Annotated in this window: 17 protein-coding genes and 1 pseudogene; 12 read left to right on the top strand and 6 right to left on the bottom strand. The window is 41.5% G+C overall.

The annotated features are described in order from the left end of the window. Positions 1 to 61: 61 nt before the first annotated feature. Complete coding sequence (locus NSTC731_RS18295; RefSeq protein WP_445626191.1) at positions 62 to 409, top strand: hypothetical protein; 348 nt, start codon at positions 62 to 64, stop codon at positions 407 to 409. A gap of 217 nt (positions 410 to 626) precedes the next feature. Here NSTC731_RS18295 and NSTC731_RS18290 read toward each other — a convergent pair whose 3' ends face one another. Next, positions 627 to 2,690, bottom strand: coding sequence for a beta strand repeat-containing protein (locus tag NSTC731_RS18290; RefSeq protein WP_445626190.1), 2,064 nt, complete (start codon positions 2,688 to 2,690; stop codon positions 627 to 629). Between the two features lie 3 nt (positions 2,691 to 2,693). Beyond that, the gene (locus NSTC731_RS18285; RefSeq protein WP_445626189.1) at positions 2,694 to 3,791 is read right to left on the bottom strand and encodes a calcium-binding protein; all 1,098 of its coding nucleotides are present in this window, start codon (positions 3,789 to 3,791) and stop codon (positions 2,694 to 2,696) included. Positions 3,792 to 4,385: 594 nt separating this feature from the next. On the opposite strand from NSTC731_RS18285, the gene ggt reads away from it, so the two are divergent. Further along, on the top strand, positions 4,386 to 6,149 hold the full coding sequence (gene ggt / locus NSTC731_RS18280; RefSeq protein ID WP_445626188.1) for a gamma-glutamyltransferase: 1,764 nt from the start codon (positions 4,386 to 4,388) through the stop codon (positions 6,147 to 6,149). A 54-nt stretch (positions 6,150 to 6,203) separates the two neighbouring features. On the opposite strand, the gene NSTC731_RS18275 is transcribed toward ggt, so the two are convergent. Next, positions 6,204 to 6,467, bottom strand: coding sequence for a hypothetical protein (locus NSTC731_RS18275; RefSeq protein ID WP_292785151.1), 264 nt, complete (start codon positions 6,465 to 6,467; stop codon positions 6,204 to 6,206). A gap of 382 nt (positions 6,468 to 6,849) precedes the next feature. Here NSTC731_RS18275 and NSTC731_RS18270 point away from each other — a divergent pair. Further along, positions 6,850 to 7,727 (top strand): IS630 family transposase gene (locus NSTC731_RS18270; protein ID WP_445626187.1). Its coding sequence is split into 2 segments (ribosomal slippage): positions 6,850 to 7,179 and positions 7,182 to 7,727, totalling 876 coding nucleotides; the frame shifts between segments, so codons are not numbered across the junction. 465 nt (positions 7,728 to 8,192) lie between these two features. Here the strand turns inward: NSTC731_RS18270 and NSTC731_RS18265 are convergent. Then, complete coding sequence (locus NSTC731_RS18265) at positions 8,193 to 8,786, bottom strand: DUF1802 family protein (RefSeq protein ID WP_445626186.1); 594 nt, start codon at positions 8,784 to 8,786, stop codon at positions 8,193 to 8,195. Positions 8,787 to 8,863: 77 nt separating this feature from the next. On the opposite strand from NSTC731_RS18265, the pseudogene NSTC731_RS18260 reads away from it, so the two are divergent. Next, positions 8,864 to 9,418 (top strand): annotated as a pseudogene (locus NSTC731_RS18260) (aldo/keto reductase); the annotation flags it as partial. Positions 9,419 to 10,105: 687 nt separating this feature from the next. After that, a complete protein-coding gene (locus NSTC731_RS18255; protein ID WP_445626185.1) occupies positions 10,106 to 10,825 on the top strand; it encodes a hypothetical protein in 720 nt (239 codons plus the stop codon). A 156-nt stretch (positions 10,826 to 10,981) separates the two neighbouring features. Here NSTC731_RS18255 and NSTC731_RS18250 read toward each other — a convergent pair whose 3' ends face one another. After that, on the bottom strand, positions 10,982 to 11,908 hold the full coding sequence (locus NSTC731_RS18250; RefSeq protein WP_445626184.1) for an alpha/beta fold hydrolase: 927 nt from the start codon (positions 11,906 to 11,908) through the stop codon (positions 10,982 to 10,984). A gap of 158 nt (positions 11,909 to 12,066) precedes the next feature. On the opposite strand from NSTC731_RS18250, the gene NSTC731_RS18245 reads away from it, so the two are divergent. From NSTC731_RS18245 to namA, 7 genes are all read left to right on the top strand, one after another. Beyond that, a complete protein-coding gene (locus NSTC731_RS18245) occupies positions 12,067 to 12,948 on the top strand; it encodes a shikimate dehydrogenase (protein ID WP_445626183.1) in 882 nt (293 codons plus the stop codon). A gap of 402 nt (positions 12,949 to 13,350) precedes the next feature. Then, the gene (locus NSTC731_RS18240; RefSeq protein WP_445626182.1) at positions 13,351 to 13,599 is read left to right on the top strand and encodes a helix-turn-helix domain-containing protein; all 249 of its coding nucleotides are present in this window, start codon (positions 13,351 to 13,353) and stop codon (positions 13,597 to 13,599) included. Between the two features lie 270 nt (positions 13,600 to 13,869). After that, positions 13,870 to 15,051, top strand: coding sequence for a hypothetical protein (locus NSTC731_RS18235; protein ID WP_445626181.1), 1,182 nt, complete (start codon positions 13,870 to 13,872; stop codon positions 15,049 to 15,051). A gap of 576 nt (positions 15,052 to 15,627) precedes the next feature. Beyond that, a complete protein-coding gene (locus NSTC731_RS18230) occupies positions 15,628 to 15,873 on the top strand; it encodes a hypothetical protein (protein ID WP_445626180.1) in 246 nt (81 codons plus the stop codon). Between the two features lie 140 nt (positions 15,874 to 16,013). After that, positions 16,014 to 16,190 carry a hypothetical protein gene (locus NSTC731_RS18225; RefSeq protein ID WP_445626179.1) on the top strand — a complete coding sequence of 59 codons (177 nt, stop codon included), beginning with the start codon at positions 16,014 to 16,016 and terminating at the stop codon, positions 16,188 to 16,190. 97 nt (positions 16,191 to 16,287) lie between these two features. Then, positions 16,288 to 16,494 (top strand): hypothetical protein, encoded by a 207-nt coding sequence (locus tag NSTC731_RS18220; RefSeq protein WP_445626178.1) that lies wholly within the window; start codon positions 16,288 to 16,290, stop codon positions 16,492 to 16,494. Between the two features lie 424 nt (positions 16,495 to 16,918). Beyond that, the gene (gene namA, locus NSTC731_RS18215; protein WP_445626177.1) at positions 16,919 to 17,986 is read left to right on the top strand and encodes an NADPH dehydrogenase NamA; all 1,068 of its coding nucleotides are present in this window, start codon (positions 16,919 to 16,921) and stop codon (positions 17,984 to 17,986) included. Positions 17,987 to 18,277: 291 nt separating this feature from the next. On the opposite strand, the gene NSTC731_RS18210 is transcribed toward namA, so the two are convergent. Further along, complete coding sequence (locus tag NSTC731_RS18210; protein WP_445626176.1) at positions 18,278 to 19,729, bottom strand: DUF2252 domain-containing protein; 1,452 nt, start codon at positions 19,727 to 19,729, stop codon at positions 18,278 to 18,280. Positions 19,730 to 19,889 lie beyond the last annotated feature (160 nt).

The raw sequence follows: 19,889 nt of genomic DNA, 5'->3' as shown, positions 1-19,889 counted from the left end.
GCTAGTACACCTGAGCAAGAAGTAGTTTCATGCTGATTATAGTTTCAAGGAGAAACAGATTATGAACGAAGAACACTCTATTTCTAACCGAGAAAATGAAAATCAAACACCCTCAAATACTCATTCTATTGCAACAGGATTGGGAGCAGCCGGAGGCGGAATTGCAGGAGCCGCACTAGGCCGCTCAATTGGTGGTAAAGTTGGTGCTGCAATTGGTGGCGTTGCAGGTGCGATCGCACTTGGAGTTGCAGCCAATGAACTGGCAGGATACACCGAGCAATTCATTGAAGAACTCCAGCCAACAGTAGGCTTAGGATTAGGAGCAGATCGCAAACCAATTGAATTACCTAGTCATTATAGTTGGGAAGAACTACAAGCACTATCAAAACCTCAAGGGAAAAAAATCTAGAACCGCAAAGTTTGCTACATCAACAAGCTAACCCAAACAATTAACATTTTGAATCTTGCAAGACAAGCTAGCTTGGGGCACAAGCGAAGTAACGCTGTAGGACTCGTAACCTCTACTCTTTTAGGCGAGAGCCTATTAGAGCAAGTGACAAGGTAGATTACAGAATCCCCGTACCTTCAGGTCGGGGAGTGTCAATCAATTACATCGAGGATAACGATTAAACAACCACAAAATTGTTGTTCGTTAGTGACAACCCAGGAGATAATCCGGCAAATTGTACTTGAGTAAATGCACCTGCACTACCATCTCGATCAAAGAACAATGCACCTGTAGTGGAGTTATAAATAAATCGCTGGAGAAGAGTGGTTGCAGATTCTCCAAGTGTAAACTGACTTGCCTGAAGTACACCTGCTGATAAACTGCCACCAAAACCAGCAGCCGACACTTGAATTATTTCATTCGGTTCATTAATCGCCCCGAAGTCACGTATCAAATCGAGACCTTCATCGAAACTATTGAAAACAAAGGTATCAGTACCACCTTCCCCAAAGAGGCGATCGTTACCCTTGCCACCAATGAGGATAGCATCGCCAATGCCACCTGTGAGGGTATCATCACCATTGCCACCTATGACGGTGTTATTACCAGTCGCATAAGAGGCTCTCAGGGAATCATTACCATCGCCCCCATCTAATAGATTATTGCCTGTTGAACCGGAAACATCCAATGTATCGTTACCAACACCACCGTTGAGGGTGTTCTCACCAGAGGCGTCAGAAAAGACAGAGAGAAAATCATTACCATCGCCCCCATCTAATAGATTGTCGTCTGCTGAACCGGAAACATACAATATATCGTTACCAGCACCACCATTGAGGGTGTTATTTCCAGATACGCTATCCTTAACATAATTTCCGAATTCGTCCTCAATGGAACTCAAGGCCTGTAAAGAATCATTGCCATTGCCTCCATTGAGAAGGTGATTCCCTGTTGAAAGACTAATATCCAAGAAATCTTCACCAGCGCCGCCATCTATTGTATCGTTACCATTGCCTGAACGGAGCGTATCATTACCATTGCTTCCCACAAGATAATCATTGTAGTCTGTACCTGTGATATTTAATTGTTCGATATTCTTGTAGTTAAACACTGTTGTGTCTGCCGTCGAAGAAATTACTCCAATGTTAGTAGTCGCATCAAAAGTTGAAGTAATTCCTGTGGTAGCACTGCCATAACTGAAAGACAAAGTGTCGTTACCTGTTCCCCCGTCTACTGTTTGAGTCACTAACGTAGATAGGGAGTAGAAATTTAAAGAATCATCGCCATTCCCGCCATTGAGGGTGTTATTGTCGATGCCACCATTGAGAGTATCATTGCCATCGCCACCGTTGAGAGTATTATTGCCATTGCCACCCCTCAAAATATCATTGCCACTTAAGCCTTCAATAATGTCATTACCCCCTTGACCATTGATGACATCATTTGAATTGTCAAATCCACTAACATTGTTAGATAGGTCGTTTAGGAAGGTGACTGTATTTTTTCTAAACACAGTGCTTTGGGTGGAGTTGGCATCGAAGACATCAAAGCTGTCGGCGATCGTAGTTTGCCCATAAAACAGAATATTGCCCAAATCTACACTGGCTCCAGTAGATTTGGTGAGGTTATCAAGGTTGGACAGGGCAAAGTTTTCCAGGATGAATCTGGTATCACCATATCCTTGAAAGCTGATTTCTAAACTTGTGCCATTCTGGGTGAGAAGCAAATTGTCGGCAGTGAAGCCAATATTGTCCTGGAATATCAGAGTATCCACTTCGGCTATGACTGCTGCTGTGGGGTTTGTTCCTTTACCTACTCCACCGAAATCGGCGATCGTATGAGTGCCAGTATTAATCGGGTATGTGCTTATTTCGCCAATCGTGTTTCTGACTAAGCCGTTGTAAACAAATTTATCCTTACCACCGCCGCCTGTGAGGCTATCGTTACCACTACCGCCTGTAAGGCTATCATCGCCATTACCACCGTTGAGGGTGTTATTACCAGTGCCACCAGAGGCTGTTAGAGTATCATTGCCATCGCCCCCAGAGAGGAGGTTCTTGCCAGATGAGCGAGAGTTGGAGTAGTTGTCAGTATATAGGTAAACATAGCCAGAGATATTTAGAAAATCATTGCCATCGCCTCCAAAAAGCAGGTTATCGCCTGATGAACCACTAGCATTTAAAGTATCATCACCAGCACCACCGTTGAGGGTGTTATCGCCATCTGATTCAGAGTTAGACAATGTCTACTCCGCACTACTTCTACCCCCAAGGATGGAGAGAGAATCATTGCCGTCGCCTCCATCTAAGAGGTTATCGCCTGATGAGCCACTAGCATTTAAAGTATCATCCCCAACACCACCGTTGAGGGTGTTATCGCCATCTGAGCGAGAGTTAGACGATGTTTGCTCCCCACTACTGTATCCACTGCTGTTTTCCCTCCCAGAGATGGAGAGAGAATCATTGCCATCGCCCCCATCTAAGAGGTTATCGCCAAATGAACCACTAGCATTTAAAGTATCATCACCAACACCACCGTTGAGGGTATTATTACCTAAAGAGCGATCGTCGACTTTTGCGCCCTCATAGGCGGAGTAGTAGGAGTACTCGTAGCTGCCAGAGGCTGTCAGAGAATCATTGCCATTGCCACCATTAAGCAGATTATTGCCTGAGGGGAAGTTAGCATCCAAAGAGTCGTCACCAACACCACCGTTGAGAGTATTATTGCCCGCACCACCTCTCAAAAGGTCATTGCCACTTAAGCCTTCAATAATGTCATCACCCCCTTGACCATTGATGACATCATTTGAATCGTCAAATCCACTAACATTGTTAGATAGGTCGTTTAGGAAGGTGACTGTGTTTTTTTTAAAGACAGTGCTTTGGGTGGAGTTAGCATTGAAGACATCAAAGCTGTCGGTGATGGTAGTTTGCCCATAAAACAGAATATTGCCCAAATCTACACTGGCTCCAGTGGATTTGGTGAGGTTATCCAGGCTTTCTAGGGCAAAATTTTCCAAAATAATTTTGCGAAAAGTAAACCCTTGGAAGTTGATTTCCAGATTGTTGCCATTCTGGGTGAGGAGCAAGTTTTGGGCAGTGAAGCCATTATTGCTCTGGAAATTTAGGGTATCCACTTCAGCAATGACTTCTGCTGTGGGGTTTGTTCCTTTACCTACTCCACTAAAATCAGTTATTATACTGACAAAAGAACCTACTTCATCAACGCTGTAAGCAAATATATCCTTGCCACCGCCACCAGTTACGGTGGTTAGGGCTTTGTAGAAATCATCAGAAGTGCCCTGTAGGATATCGTTACCGTTGGTTCCAATGGTAATTGCCATAAGTTTTTCCTACCTGAATCGATTTTTAGAGTAACTTTAGTTGTCAATAATTGAGTTAATGCTATTAATGCTATTTGACGGCACAAATAATGTGCCAAAAGTTGCAGCTTTCGGCATACTCTATTCAGTCTTTAGATAGAGCGGCAAATTGTTCATTAAAGATTTCCCCTTTAATTCGCTTGCAAACATTACTATCCCAGTATTGAAGACTATCTAAGTCTTAAGCACTGTACAAAATTTAGTTGGTTTGTCAACGCATAAGTCTTACTAGTTTCAAAATAGGTAGGGAACACTTGAGACAGCACAAAACAGGAAATTTTTATGCATTCGTTGTCAGCATAGCTTGCCACCGTAGGCATCGCCCTGGAATTTCTATCTGGAAAATAGGAAACATCAAAATAACCTGACAATAATTAAATATCGAATATTTACTTAGATGTCTATCTTTTCAAAAAATCTTTGCATACTCTTCATATTTATAATCGTTCAAGCGGGGGTAGGAGAGCGATGTCTACGGCGGCAAGCTACGCAAACAATGGTTATCAAAATCTGATAAATTAAGTACACCAAGATGCTAAATAGATATAATCTTCTATGAGTAATGGTATAAAAAAGCTTGCTGTTGCTAAACCCAAGCGAGTTGCAATCGCAATCTTTTCTTTCACCGTCTTACTTTACAGTCAAGTTGCATCAGCAGCCTTAACTTTACCCCTACGCAGCAAGAAGGGGATGGTGGTTTCAGCCCATCCCCTAGCAAGTGAAGCGGGAATTTTGATGTTACGCAAAGGTGGTAACGCAGTAGATGCAACTGTAGCCACAACCTTTGCACTTTCTGTAGTTGAGCCTTTTTCGGCGGGAATCGGCGGCGGCGGATTTTTGCTGATGCACTCTGAGAAAACTGGCGAGATCAAAGCGCTCGATTTCCGCGAACGCGCACCCCTGAAAGCTACCAGAAATATGTATCTAGATGCAGCAGGAAAAGTCCGTCCAAATGCAAGTATTAATGGTTATTTGGCAGTAGCAACACCAGGAACGGTAGCAGGACTTTATGAAGTGCATCGTCGCTATGGTAAACTTTCTTGGCAAGAGGTAATGAAACCTGCGATCGCACTCGCTAAAGATGGCTTTATTCTTGGCAATGTGCTAACCCAGAGGCTCAACCAGCGCCAGGAAGCAATTCTCAAGAATCCCGCAGCGCGAGAAATTTTCACTCGCAATGGTGAATTTTATCAACCAAGGGAAAAACTGGTGCAGCGCGATTTGGCACGCACTTTAACAGCAATTGCCGAAAATCCCCAAAGTTTTTACACCGGAAGTATTGCTCAAGCGATCGCTTCTGATATGGTAAAAAATGGTGGTTTAATTTCTCTCGAAGACCTGAAAGCCTACAAACCAATCTGGCGTACTCCCGTTTGTGGCAACTTCCGCAAAGCTAAAATTTGCTCAATGCCACCACCATCATCAGGAGGCATTCACTTATTGCAGATTTTAAATATTATCGGTGACACTGATTTAAAATCTTTAGGATGGCATCATCCAGACGCGATACATTTAATGGTAGAAGCAATGAAGATTGCTTACAGCGATCGCTCAAAATATTTAGGCGATCCTGATTTTGTCAAAGTCCCCGTACAAGAACTGCTCAGTCCAGCTTACGCCAAAAAACGCCGTCAAGAAATTAATATGCAAATGGCTCGACCCTCCACCGAAGTCAAGCCAGGAGATTTAAATTCAAAATGTCTGCGTCTTCCTTCATCCCCTTGTCTTCCGCATGAATCTCTCCAAACCACTCATCTAAATGTTGTTGATGAAGAACACAACGCCGTCAGTCTGACTTTCACCATTAATCTTAGTTTTGGTGCTGGTGTGGTGACACCGGGAACTGGAATTATTCTCAACAATGAGATGGATGATTTTGCTGCTGCGCCAGGAGTGCCTAATGCTTTTGGTTTAGTTGGTAATGATGCCAACAGCATTGCACCCCGCAAAACTCCTCTATCCAGTATGACTCCCACAATTGTCACAGAAAATGGTCATTTTCGGATGGCAGCAGGTGCGCCTGGTGGTAGCACCATCATCACTCAGGTTTTGCAGGTAATCCTGAATGTGCTGGAATACAACATGGATGTTGGTGCGGCTATTTCTGTTCCACGCATACATCATCAATGGCTGCCAGATGAGTTGCGCGTTGAATCCTGGGGCTTGGATGCTCTGACTTTGCAAGACTTACGGCGTCGGGGGCACAAAATTAAGGAAACTACTCCTTGGGGTAATGGTAACGCGATCGCTGTTACATCTGATGGAATTTTAGAAGGAGCCGCCGATCCTCGCGGTGAAGGTTCCCCCAGAGGTTTGTGAGGAAGACGCTAGGAGGCAAAAAATAACTAATGACAAGTGACAAATCACAAATGACTATTGATTTTGGATTGTTGACTCTGCGTAGCTGCTGCTGCCAAACTCGTTTGCCCGTGCGCTAGGTACTAGTGTCCAACCTGCTTTCAAAAGTTTTTGATAAGTTGCCCAACCCTTAGAGCCACCTGGTATTTGATAATCTGGGACTGCAAAATGTCCAAAAGCTGTGTAAGGACGCCAAGGTTGATTAGGTTCTGTCTGCAAATACAAAATTTTCTCTCCATCGCCACCAGACTTAGATAACCAGCACATTTGTCGATGCATTGCAAACTCCTTTGCTTTTAGCTAATGATGCATAACAGCTGATCTTTGTCAAGCTAATTATCACCCTTGGGGATAATTTTTGCCTAGTACTTTAGACAAAATGTAATTAAGTTCTATCCACTGCGAGATAATTGCTTAATAACTCATAGCCTGGAAGACAGCTGCTAACGGGACATAAAGATAAACAGCCTTGGCTCACCTTGGTTATTGGGTGAGATTTTTCTCATGTTATCCGCGTTTTTTGCGATCGTGTGTAACAATCACTACTATTTTGGCTGGGGTTGGCAATCAGACTATTTGTTTTTCTGCTGAGATATATAGCAACGGACAAGACTGTTAGGACGTAAACTGAGAAGGTAAAAGAGAAAATTAAATACAGTCGATGCCAAAACCCTACAGTTATGATTTAAGACAAAAAGTAATCAATGCGATCGTATTAGATGGCATGACCAAAACTGAGGCGGCGCAAGTATTCCAAATCAGTCGCAACACCATAAATCTATGGCTACAAAGGCAGGCGGAAACTGGAGACTACCAGCCTAAGCCGACTCGTCCCCAGAAAACAAACGCCAAAATTATAGATTGGGAGGAGTTTAGTCAGTTTGCTCAAATGCACGGGGACAAGACACAAGTGCAAATGGCACAGCTATGGTCAGGTCAGATCAGTCCGAGGACGATTTCACGAGGGTTGAAAAAAATAGGTTGGTCTCGAAAAAAAAGTCTTATGGATACCGAGAACGAGATCAGGCTAAACGTGCCATTTTTATCCAGCAATTAGATTTAATTCCAGAGTCACAACGAGTGTATATAGATGAATCAGGAATGGATGCACGGGATGATTACGGTTATGGCTGGTGTCAACGAGGTCAAAGGTTTGAAGCACTCAAGTCAGGACGCAGAACGGGTCGGGTCAATATGATTGCTGCCTACTGCCAACAACAGTTGATGGCACCATTTACTGTGGAAGGAGCTTGTAATCGAATAGTTTTTGAAACTTGGGTTTCCACTTGCTTAATTCCTGTACTCCAACCAGGACAAGTGATTATTCTTGATAATGCCACCTTTCATCATGGCGGACGTATTGCCCAATTGATTGAGCAGGCAGGTTGTCAGTTATTATATTTGCCGCCTTATTCTCCAGACCTCAACCGCATTGAAAAGTGTTGGGCTTGGCTTAAATGTCGTATTCGCCACATCTTATCCTCTTGTTCTGATTTACGACCAGCTATGGAATCTGTTCTCAAATCTGCTGTGTCCTAACTCTACTGGCAACAGCTATATAAGCGTAGATTCTAGAAGTTATAGCAATCGGAAAAAAGAATGCGACAAATGGTCTACTTGTAGAGACGCGATTCATCGCGTCTTTACTTTACCCAAGGATGTGTTGCAATCATTAATTGAATTAGTATTAGTTATAAAGTTCCGTTGATTAAACACTCAGAGCAAACAATATAAAATCTATTTTGATGTTGATTAGACCTCTTGCAAAAATCCTTGAATCACCCCTCCCCAAGCCTCCCCGTATGTGTTGGGGAGGGGGCAAGATTTTAAGTTTCCCCCCAATATATCGGGGGGATTAAGGGGGGTCTATTCGACTTATGCAAGAGGTCTATTGTATACAATCGTCCGTTTGATGACAAGAAACAATTTCGTATTTATCTATAAGCTAAATTTAAATCCCCAACTTCTTTAAAAAGCCAGGGATTTGGGCAACAAATTGGGTTATTAGAAGGATGGAGCATACAACTTATCGCCGACAATCTCGCGAATTGTCTCTACTAGTTGGCTGTATGCAAAGTTAGATAAAACTGGTTGTGCTGTTTGCAACTGAATTTCTCGATCTAAATCAATCCATGACTTGCAGCCAGCGTATTTGGCGTAATAGGGAATTTCTAGCTCTTGCGATAGTTTATATGTCCGCAGAAGCAGAATATAAAGGGGCTGACGTGCTTTCCATTTGAGGCGATCGCTAATAAAATGCTCGTTCCAAATATGGAAGGGAAGTAAGTTGTTGACAATAGATTCGTCACTACAGGGCAAAATATCTGTAATTTCAGCCCAACTACCAATGCGAACTGTTTCAGGATGCCAGCCTGATGTTACTGGATAGACATTATTGGCATATTCAGCTTTCAGCATGAAAGCTTGTTGATGTTCATAAGTAGGATAAAGCAGAATTTGCTTGTGAGCAACTTGGAAATGTCCATTTCGTTCGTGGATACCGCCTTTGCGGAGCAACATAATTGTATTGCCATTTTCTAAGGCATTTATGGCAACTGCCCATTCTTTGAGAGCATGAAAAGTTGTAGTCAATTCCATCGGTATCTACTGTAACTCTGATTTAATTTGAAGCTAAGACTGATAAAGTGCGAACCTGTCTAAGGCAATAAATTAGGAAAGCGATCGGTGTTTCCAATTTTTCTGGCGTTCAGTTAGCAGAAGCAGCAAGTTATAGACATATTGATAGTTTACAACCACCCTATTCTTTATTCTGGAGACAGGTAGAACAAGATGCATTGCCCTATTGTATCGAAAACAATATTTCTATTCTTGCTTATTCGCCTTTAGCACAGGAGTTGTTAACAGGAAGATTTACTCTCGGTCAGAAATTTGACCCAACAGACAACCGTGCTAAAAATAAACTGTTTCAAGGCGAAACTTTGAACGTGCCCAACAACTGCTAGAAAAACTGCGTCCTATAACCCTTCTTAATAATTGTACCCTTGTTCAGTTAGCTTTAGCCTGGTTAATTGCTCAACCTCAAACAAACGCCTAGACGCGTCATAGCGGCTTGTCGCCAGATATCGCTAGAGGGGGTTATCCCGAACAAGCACTCTTTCAATGCATTAGCCGCCCAAATCAAGCTTTCTACAGCCGAATTGGCAGAAATTGATGCCATTAGTCCTATTGTCACCGATCATCTGGATGACAATCAGATTATGTGGAATTGATGACAATGTAGTTTGGTTTCTATGCTTAATCTATTCAAGATCCCTTTAACTTTCTTCAAAAGAGGGTCGGGGATCAAATTTATGCCTCTAGATTGCAAAATCTAACAAAACGTCAACTTTCGTAAACCAAGGGTTGCAACTCACAAATGTAAGTGATAATTTAGATAGTAGGACACCAAACAAAATAAAACCAAACAAAAGGGTCAATGACTTAGTGTCCCCTCGTCATCAGCCCAAGCAAATTTCAGCATATCAAATGTGATAAAAGTGGCAAAAAGCTTAATGTAGAAGGCAAAGCCAAATCCTAAAGCGGAAAAACGCAAGAATGCTGAGTTTGTTAGTTTTTTAGTCCACCCTAGTTATTAACCTTCAGTTAGTTAATTAGTTTAAAATTTGAAATCTGTAAACTCGATAAAACCTGGTCAACCTCGACCAGGTTTTTGGCGTTTTATTGTAATATGATTTTCTCAGTACGCCAGGGATTATCGGTGGGGCTTTGTTGGGTTTCGTTCCTCAACCCAACAAAATCTCGATAATGTTGGGTTGAGGAACGAAACCCAACCTACATCAGTATAATTTAGTATAATTTTTAGTCTTAGCTAAACTATATTGAAGCGTATTGGACTCTAGCTAATTTTCCAGCAGGGAATAAAATAAGACAGCAACATATCCTGCGAGGAAAATTTGATGAAAAATTATCGCTTTTTAAATAAGATTACTACAGCTATGATTGTAGCTGCTCTTTCTTTTTCCTGTAAATCTTCTGTTAGTAAAAATGCAGAACAGGCAAAAGCAACTGAGAAACCGAAGCCACAACAAAATCTTATTTATGGCGATTTAATTATTAAAGAACAATCAGATTATCTGATGATTCCTGTTAGTCTTGTAGAGCATAATGAAGATAAAGGAATTGATTTAAACCTTTCCCGTTCTTATGAAAAGGAAAGAAATAATCAATTTTATAACATCATCTTTTATCAAAAGCAAGGTGGTGAAGCTCATCTTTTATTAAATAAAAAAGCCATTATCGCTTCCTTCGATTTATTGGAAGTAAAAGCGGCAAACAAGCCCAATACAAGAGTTTGGTTATATAAAATCATTGACCAAGATACAAATATAGATAAAAAACTTAATAGCGAAGATGCTACTATTGGCTATCTTTCTGATTTATCAGGTAAAAACCTCCAACAAATTACCCCAAATAATACTCGAATCATCAGTTGGGTTGTTGTTCCAGGTCAAAATGCAATTTTTCTAAAAATTCTTAAAGACTCGGATAATGATAAAAAGTTTACAAAAGAAGACAAAACAAATTTTGTGAGGGTTAACCTCGATAAAATCGGTATGGGAACTGAGATTATTAGTGACCAAATAGAGCAAGAAATTAAATCTTACGTTTTTAAATAAGTTTTTCGTAGTAAGCAGCTGAAGCCGCTTACTACAGATCTTTAATCCAATACGCTTGGGTTAAGGGTTATTGCTGTAAATAATTGGTTTTTCAAGACGCGATCAATCGCGTCTCTACATGAGGGTTTGGTTGCTCATTCTGAACTGTATTAACCTTTACAAAACCCAATCGCGTAAAAGTTGGTTTACTTTATCGGGTACTTCATCGTGGGGACAATGACCTGCTGTTAAAAAATGCTCTGTCAATTCCGGGCAATATTGACGAAACTTTCGAGAACGTTCTCTAGCATTCATCCACGGATCGGCTTCTCCCCACAACATTAACAGAGAACAAGTTAATTGCTTTAGTAGTACATCAACTTTTTCCCCTTGAGGACTGCTAAAAACTGAAACAAATACATCCAATGCACCCGGATCAAAAGCAGGACGAGAAATTTCTTCTACCAATTGATCTGTAACTGCACTTTTGTCAAGATATACCTTTTCTAAAGTTTGGCGAATTACCCAACGTTGTCGCACGTATTGAAATAACACAAACTGAGCTAAAGGTTGTTGAAAAATCCATTTAACCGAGTCACCCAGAAGTTTCTCTAAAGAAGAGGGTTGTTTGGGTGGCTGAATTTCGCTTTGCAAAGCTTCCGGTTCCGATGTCGGCTGGCTTTCGCTAAAAGGCCCGGCACTATTGAGCAACACTAAGGAAGCCGCACTGTCAGGACGTTGGGCTGCAACACATAAGCAAGCATAACCACCAAGAGAATTACCTGCTAATACTGCTTTTTGACCAATCACTTCGCTGATAAAATCATGGAGTTGGTCGCGCCACAAGTCGCCACTATACTGCAATTTTGGTTTTGCCGATCGCCCGAATCCCAAAAGGTCGATCGCAAATACTTCAAAATCTTGACACAATCCTGTGATATTCTTGCGCCAGTGGTCTGTAGAAGCACCAAATCCATGTACCAAAAGCAAAGGCGGACGTTGCGTTTGTTTCTCTCCCGCACGCACGTAGTAAACGTTGTGCCCGCGCCACTGCCAATATTTGCCAGGAATTGGAGTTGTAGAGGAGGCTGTAGTTGCCTGCATGATTTAAAGAAATGTTAAGGAGCTTTTAATAATTGTAGGCTAGGTGAGGGGATTGGGGCAGGGGGCAGGGGGCAGGAGGCAGGGGGCAGGGGGCAGGGGGCAGGAGGCAGGGGGCAGGGGGCAGGGGGCAGGGGAGAATAATTACTGACTAATGACTAATGACAAAAAAAATTACAGGCAAAACTAAGCTACTAGGGGTAATTGGGAATCCGGTGGAGCATTCGCTGTCGCCGGTGATGCATAATGCAGCGATCGCACAATTAGGATTAGATTACATTTATCTGCCTTTTGGGATTGAACCACAGAATTTAGAGGTGGCGATCGCAGGTTTTGCTGCTGTTGGGGTTGTCGGCTTTAGTGTGACAATACCTCACAAACAGGCAATCATTCCTTTACTCTCAGAAATTACACCCCTGGCTCAAACTATTGGAGCCGTGAATACTGTTAGCCGCCAAAATAACCAATGGGTAGGCACAAATACAGATATAGAAGGATTTATCGCCCCTTTGCAGACAACATATAAACAAGATTGGAGTCAGAAAGTAGCGGTAATTTTAGGCAATGGTGGTGCAGCTAGAGCAGTTGTTGCAGGTTGTACTCAGTTAGGTTTTGCCCAAATTCATGTTGTTGGGCGCAATATGCAGAAATTAGAAGAATTCCGCAATAGTTGGAGCAATTCGCCCCTTGCTGAGAAATTCCAGGTTCATCAATGGGAGGAATTACCAAAACTAATTCCCCAAGCAAATCTGCTGGTAAATACAACTCCGATTGGGATGTATCCCAAAGTCGATGAATCGCCTTTAAGTGTAGAAGAAATCGCGAATTTACCAACGGGTGCGATCGCTTACGATTTAATATATATTCCTAAACCAACACAATTTCTCCAGCAGGCACAAAAACAAGGCGCAATTGCGATCGATGGATTAGAAATGCTAGTTCAACAAGGGGTAGCAGCATTAAAAATCTGGTTGCAGCAGGAAACTTTGCCTGTAGAAGTGATGCGTCAAGCATTACAAAATCACCTGGATTTGGGGAAATGAAACTTCTATAAGACTCCTACTTGATTTTTTAACAAAATTACAATTCAACTTTATTTCTTCTTCCCTATTTCCTGTCTCTATGAGTAATTTAGGATTGAAAAAGGCAGGACGCAGAAGGAGTAATTCACTTATCGGTTCAACCCCTCCTGAATTGAAGCCACTGAACGTCATATATTAATTTTAACTGCTTCTTGACAACAGGATGCTTATTTCGTTGCGTAATTGATTCTTTGAAAGTTTCATTTAGGAAATACGTATCTACGGACGTGTAATTACTTGGTTAGCAAATCAAGAAAGTATAAAAACTCTAGTATATTTTCGCCTATCAATTCAGCATTAGCCCCAATAGGATGTAGCGGAATACATATCACTCGCCAGATTAACAGGTGCGTTCTTAGCTAAATGACTATTAAGAAACCTTTGCTAATCAAGCAACCGGAAGTTGGAAAGCTCATCCGTGAACTTCGTGGCATAACTGGTCTTACCCAAGAACAGTTTGCAGCATCTTTAGGTATAACTTCTTCGACGGGAAACTGTTGGGAGAAAGGATATACCAAGCCTGAATCTCTAGCTATGCAAAAGATTCAGGGGATGTTAAAGGAGATGGGTGAGCTGGGGCAGAAAGTGTTGGTAAAGTATTTGTCGAATTAGAAAGCAGCCAGAGAGGCTTAATTGAAGTTACTTTCCCCCAATTAACAGGTTATCGCTACGACATAACCACAAACAATTCAATTCTAATTTTAGCGATGTTTGCAGATATGCATATTTTGCGGGTTACTCAACCTTTGAGTTTGAGTTTACCGTAGCCAATATTTTCTTCAATTTTCAGACGAGTTTAGCTTCAAAACGCGCAAAAACTCCCAAATTTTTTTCTTAATTGAGCGCCAATATTTTTCAGTCAACCTTATCTAGGACTGTACAATGTTTGATTACTCTACCCCCGCTTTAGCTACATATCTTAATATTTCTTCGCCAAGAGCAGCTTGTACTAATGGCAGTAAAGTTGCGGTCATCAATACTGAAGGTGTATGGGAAGTAGAAAGTAATGGGACGAAAAAATTAATCCCAAACTCTAATTATGATGCTCGTGACATTGTAGCAATTGACGGCAAAACTTATGTCTTAGCTGTTCCAACAGGACTAGTAAAAATCAAAACTGACGGAACTAGGCAAAAAATAGTTAGCAATAAAGCTAATTCAAAGACACGGGTAAAATTTTTGCAAAATTGGATTATTTACCAGTCTGCAAATACTCTATCAATTTATGATAAAAACCTCAACTTTAAAGCCAAACAGAGCTATGGCGTAACTGAGGTAATGGATTTTGAGTATAAAAATGGCTATCTCTACACTAGTGGCTACCAGCAACAAAAGAGGTTAGGTATTCCCGTCCAGGTAGCTTTTCTTTACCGGATGGTTTTCGACGGAGCAAAAATATTTGCTTTGGCAAATATAGCAGGAAATAACCAAGGTAAGCTTTGGGGCTACAATTCTGCCGATCTTGCTCGCGACATGGCAGACACAAGACTTAACCGATTACATATTGTTGAAGACAAGCTTTATGTCCTCGGTTCAGTTTATGGGGGTAACTCAATCTACAGGTGGAATGGCAAAGACTTATTAACAAAGACTTTGATTACCACAGACAGCTATACCAATGCTGCACAAACCCGTGATGAGACAAAGGTTTATATAGGAACTATTAATCTGACTAATTTTACTGTTGAGCGTGGACAGCTAAGTATTCCAAGAAAGCCGACAACTGCGGGGATGGGAGACGGCAGTAGCAATTTCCCTAAAACTATTTACTCAGATGGGAGTAAAATTTTTGTGGGTTCTTCTGCTGCTTATGCGATCGCCAATAGAGATAATCAAACCTTCATGGGTAAACCCATCTCGCCTTACCGTGGAGATGCATCTCTTTTAGTTGTCTCCAAAAACCTAATGACTCGCCACGCTTGGGTAACACCGGGAAATGGTGAAGTATTGCTATTTACTGATAAGTTTGCAGTAATCAAAACAGATAATAAAATTAATGACTTGCCTACAAATGTAGGAACTGCCCAAACCTTACCAACAAATACTTATTTCGTTAAGTTTTAATTAAGCAACAAGATTGTCTACAATCTCATTACTCAATTCTTTTTTGCAGAAAACTGTCAGCCAATATAGTTCAGATAAACCCAAAACCTAGATATAGAGACGCGATAAATAAATCGCGTCTGGAAAGACCAATTATCTACACCAATAACCCTGAAATTAAGCGTATTTAACTATAAGCAAGATTAATTATTAGTTTTGTTCGCGTAGAGTTTAAGCCAACAAGTTACAAAAAAGGCAGCAGTTAGGATACGTGCATCGCTACGCTCAACAACCGGATAGGAGGTTAGGAGTATTAATTAAAACTTTCGATGCAGGATATATTATTTTAACCATTGAGGACAAGTATAGTTCTTGTCCTTTATTTTTTTGAGAAAGTTTTCGCCACAGGCTGCATTTTATTCAAGAGTAATATCAATAAATTTTAATAGCCTCTTGTTTTTTAGCACAATCTATGTAAATCTCATAAATAAATAATACGGTAAATCGATGTGTTTATCGTATTTCACCAAAAAATTAGGTGGGTTAGCCAATAAACTCAAAATTTAGTGCCAAGTAAACTTTTTAGGAAATGTAATCGTGAGTACATATCAATCTGAGTCAGTCAATAGTTCGACTTCGCAACTGAATTTAGAAACTGATGTTCTAGTCATAAGCCGCGATCCATCAGCAACTTGGGCAACTTGGAATGCTGCTCAAGGGGTAAGAGTGATACTCGTAGATAAAGGCTACTGCGGTATCAGTGGAGCAACAGCACCTTCTGGTACTGGTTGCCTCGTAGATGACGAAGGGCGTCCTAGTCGTCGCGCTATAAGAAGCTCATGATTATATGCGCTTGATACGTAATTTCCCCAGCTTGGGAGAGAAATTTAGGGTGAGGACATTTGATTTATGCAAGAAGTCTATTCTGTAAGCTGCTAGTCAGGCAACTTTGCTGATTTCTAACCCTGGATTTGCATTTAATTTTGAGTAGACAAATTGGTAGCGATCGCGCTCATCCGTTTGCCTTTTTTCAACGGATTATTGCCCTCACAGAACGCGATACCATCGACAATATCTGTAATGAAAAGTTACTTAAATATGCACAAGTTAGAGATTTTCTTAACAAGCAGTATTCAGGGCGAATAGTACCTGTATTTTAAAGATAGCGAAAGAATGAAGAATGACAATTTTGTTACTTCGTCTTTCCTAAATTAGCAGTTACTAAACTGAAAATTGAACATTCGTGGAGGTCAAATCATGTTTTCTGGAAAAATTGAAAAAGAATTCTTTAGTGAAGAAATTTGGTCAATTTGGCAAACAACCAAATTACCAGACCATCTACAGTTATTAGTGGATCGAGAATTAGGAAAACGCGATATTTGGGAATTGCAGTCTCAAAAGCCTGACAATCGGCCTATTTATCCAAATCTCTATGATGACTCTAGTCATTCAACAAATATTTAACAAAAGAGGTAGTTCTTGCGTAAGGCAAGATATCGTAGCAGCAGCGAGTCCGCGTACTCTGTAAGAGTTGCAAGCTAGCAAAAGCGTCTTGTAGAGAGCGTTGCCTGGAAGAATACTGCCCTACACAAGAACTACTGCGATACCTGCGGCAGTAAATTCGGCTTTGAGAGTAAGGGTTTAAATCTCCCAGCAAATTCAAAATTTGGTGGGAAACTATCAAGTGGTGGGTCGAAATTCCCCACTAATTGCATTCTGAATTTTGACTTCTCTATTTCGGGATTTCCAAATAAAAAAATATCCAATTAACTCCTGTAGGGTTGGATAATTTATTTCTTGGAGTTACCTTTAATTAATGCAAAATCGAATTCATGCTGTAAATCCCTCCCTAATTTATTTTACTTAGCAAGAGAAGGAATCAAGATTAATGGCACATCTATTTGAACCATTCAAAATTCGTGAAATTACCTTTCGCAACCGCATCGCCGTTTCACCGATGTGTCAATATTCCAGTACAAATGGATATGCTAATGATTGGCACGTTATTCATCTAGCTTCTCGCGCAGTTGGCGGTGCAGGTATAGTGTTCACAGAAGCGGCAGCTGTAGAGCCGCGTGGACGCATTAGCCCGCAAGATTTGGGAATTTGGTCAGATTCACACATCGAAACTTTAGCCAAGATTGTGGCATTAATTCATAACTTTGGCGCTGTTGCAGGTATTCAACTTGCTCATGCAGGTAGAAAGGCCAGCACTGCCAAACCGAGTAAGGGAGGGAAAGTGCTGGATGAATCTCAGGAAGGTTGGCGTCCCTTAGTTTCGAGTAGTGCGATCGCTTTTAGCAAAGATAGCCCAGTTCCAGAAGCTCTCAGTCTTGAGGGAATTCAAGAAATTATTGACGCCTTTGCTCAAGCAGCCAAACGTTCTCTCCAAGCTGGTTTTAAGGTAGTGGAAATCCATGCTGCCCACGGTTATCTACTGCACCAATTTCTTTCACCTCTTTCCAACCACCGTCAAGATGATTATGGTGGCAGCTTTGAAAACCGGACTCGTCTGCTCAGAGAAGTAGTTCAAGCAGTCCGAGAGGTTTGGCCTCAAACACATCCACTTTGGGTGCGCATCTCCGCCACCGATTGGGTAGACAATGGCTGGGACATTGAGCAAAGTATTGCTTTAAGCGACAAACTCAAGTCTTTAGGAGTCGATCTGATCGACAATTCATCAGGCGGTATTATACCGGGCGTTCATATCCCCATTAAACCTGGTTATCAGACTCAGTTTGCCGAACGCATCCGCCGCGAAGCTAATATTCATACAGGAGCCGTGGGTTTAATTACATCCCCTGAACAAGCTGACGAGATTATTCGTACAGAAGTAGCTGATATAGTGCTGTTAGGACGCGAACTACTCCGCAATCCTTACTGGCCACATCTGGCAGCCAAACAATTGGGACACGATAAACTCTGGCCTGTTCAATACGATCGCGCTTGGCTGTAAGCTTACCTCGTTCCCATGCTCTGTAGATTGGTGACAACTTAAAGCAATGTCTACGACAATATACACCTACGCCAAAATGCCAAGCAAGGTGTGGACATAAATCTAAAGTGCTTTGGTGTCTGGATTTGGGTTGATATTTAACAAAGCCCAAATCCCGAATAAAAAAAAGCATAAGTACGAAAAAAAACCGAAACCTAGACTATGTACGATGTACATATTAGGTGAATTCATTGGAGCAATTATTTGATGTTGGTGTAGATTAAAACAATCTCTGAATACTGAATCAATGTTCTAGTAGAGTTTTACCCCTTGTTTATAAGCATCTACAAAACCCCTGTAGTCATATTCGACTTGAGTTGCATAGTCCACTGCAAAGTTAAAAATTTCGTCTTTGAATACAGCTTTATTACCACTCACAATATCAGTCACTTCTTTGTCAACGCTGACAGGAATAATCGCAGCATCGTAGTCTCGATCGGAGATTGCATGGTTTTTGGCAACCACCTTCCCTGCGTACCCCATCGCATCCATGAATTTTGACTTGCTAGTTAACAACTTATAGTCAAAGTCCACTTGGTAGGGTGATTTTTCACGCACCATAAAGGGGATGCTACTGACAGTAGTATAGCCAACCAAGGGATCGAGATTGGATAACATCGCTTTCGTAGTGATTGTCACCCTTGCCCCTTCTTGGTTTCCGTAGACTGAACTCGGCAGCAAACCTGGAACTGCGATCGCCTCCGGCGGGCGGAACGCCATCGCAACTGCGCTACTGCTTTCCTGTTTCATCTCTAAAATGCGATCGTCGTCGGTTGCTGAACTTGGCCCCTCAATTAGCAAGTAATATCGGTACTTCCCAAGACTACCAACACCTGAACCTAATTTAAGCCGAATATCCTTGAGGGTATAGTAACTGTCGTTGTAGCGCTTACTGATAGGAATTGAGGCGATATAGCTGCTCATAGCCCCAGCAATATCAGAATAGGTGCTGCTGGATATACACTGGAGTTCTGAGGCTGTCTTGAAGAGGCGATTGTTACTGTTATTTAGCACTGTGTACTTTTTTAAAAGCTTAGAACGGCTCTTATCTGATGCCTTTTGAATTAAATCTTTGACCACACCGTTCGTATTGCTAGATTCTAAACGGTATGACAGTTCATCATTGCTTCCCTTAAAGTCGTTCATTTTATTGAGGTAAGCATCCAAGAAATTTCGGACAACATCCTCAGCATCAGTTGAATTAAAACCATTCTCTTTAGCTACCAACAGAATGGAGACTGCCATCCGTCGCAAGTCCCAAACATAAGGGCCAAGATAGCCTTCATCAAAGTCGGTGGTGTCAAAAACGTTGTTGTCTTTGCTATCTCTTATCGCTCCAAGATTTTGCAGATGCATATCTCCTTCTAACCAGATGGCTGAGGTTGAAGAGTTGACAAATCGTGAACTTGGTAAGGTCTGCATATCACGATAAAAAATGTGAGCCGTCCCCCGATAAAAAGTGAAAAAGCTATCTTGATCTGCCATCTTTTGCATTTTCGTTGCTAGTTCTTGAGGCAATTGAGAAGCAAAGGGATGATTATATTGGTAAATTTCATTCACCACCCAAGTCGAACGGGGAGTTGCAGCTTGAACTGGAGATGCAAACCCCAAAATTATAATTAAGACAAATACGACGATTGCAGATATGTGGTTAAGCATGATAGTTTCTGAGGCGTAAAAAAACTCTTGTGTAGAGAGAATCATTCAACAACAGTTTTTTACCACCTTGAGCCATACTTAACAAAGTGATTTAAAGCACAATGCAATAACTATTCACCGAAGAAGCGGAAGGCCAGGGGGCAGGGCTTGCTCCCCCTGCTCCCCGGTCACTGAGCGTAGCCGAAGTGCTGCCCCCTGCTCCCCT

The sequence above is a fragment of the Nostoc sp. DSM 114167 genome (assembly GCF_052692655.1).
This window is presented reverse-complemented; position numbering and strand designations above follow the sequence as displayed.

Bases quoted from the DNA above. Each gene is read 5' to 3' on its own strand.
- namA (WP_445626177.1), top strand. From the start codon at position 16,919: ATGGCACATCTATTTGAACCATTCAAAATTCGTGAAATTACCTTTCGC.
- NSTC731_RS18285 (WP_445626189.1), bottom strand. From the start codon at position 3,791: ATGGCAATTACCATTGGAACCAACGGTAACGATATCCTACAGGGCACT.
- NSTC731_RS18295 (WP_445626191.1), top strand. From the start codon at position 62: ATGAACGAAGAACACTCTATTTCTAACCGAGAAAATGAAAATCAAACA.
- NSTC731_RS18255 (WP_445626185.1), top strand. From the start codon at position 10,106: ATGAAAAATTATCGCTTTTTAAATAAGATTACTACAGCTATGATTGTA.
- NSTC731_RS18275 (WP_292785151.1), bottom strand. From the start codon at position 6,467: ATGCATCGACAAATGTGCTGGTTATCTAAGTCTGGTGGCGATGGAGAG.
- NSTC731_RS18245 (WP_445626183.1), top strand. From the start codon at position 12,067: ATGACAAAAAAAATTACAGGCAAAACTAAGCTACTAGGGGTAATTGGG.
- NSTC731_RS18235 (WP_445626181.1), top strand. From the start codon at position 13,870: ATGTTTGATTACTCTACCCCCGCTTTAGCTACATATCTTAATATTTCT.
- ggt (WP_445626188.1), top strand. From the start codon at position 4,386: ATGAGTAATGGTATAAAAAAGCTTGCTGTTGCTAAACCCAAGCGAGTT.
- NSTC731_RS18220 (WP_445626178.1), top strand. From the start codon at position 16,288: ATGTTTTCTGGAAAAATTGAAAAAGAATTCTTTAGTGAAGAAATTTGG.
- NSTC731_RS18210 (WP_445626176.1), bottom strand. From the start codon at position 19,729: ATGATTCTCTCTACACAAGAGTTTTTTTACGCCTCAGAAACTATCATG.
- NSTC731_RS18265 (WP_445626186.1), bottom strand. From the start codon at position 8,786: ATGGAATTGACTACAACTTTTCATGCTCTCAAAGAATGGGCAGTTGCC.
- NSTC731_RS18250 (WP_445626184.1), bottom strand. From the start codon at position 11,908: ATGCAGGCAACTACAGCCTCCTCTACAACTCCAATTCCTGGCAAATAT.
- NSTC731_RS18240 (WP_445626182.1), top strand. From the start codon at position 13,351: ATGACTATTAAGAAACCTTTGCTAATCAAGCAACCGGAAGTTGGAAAG.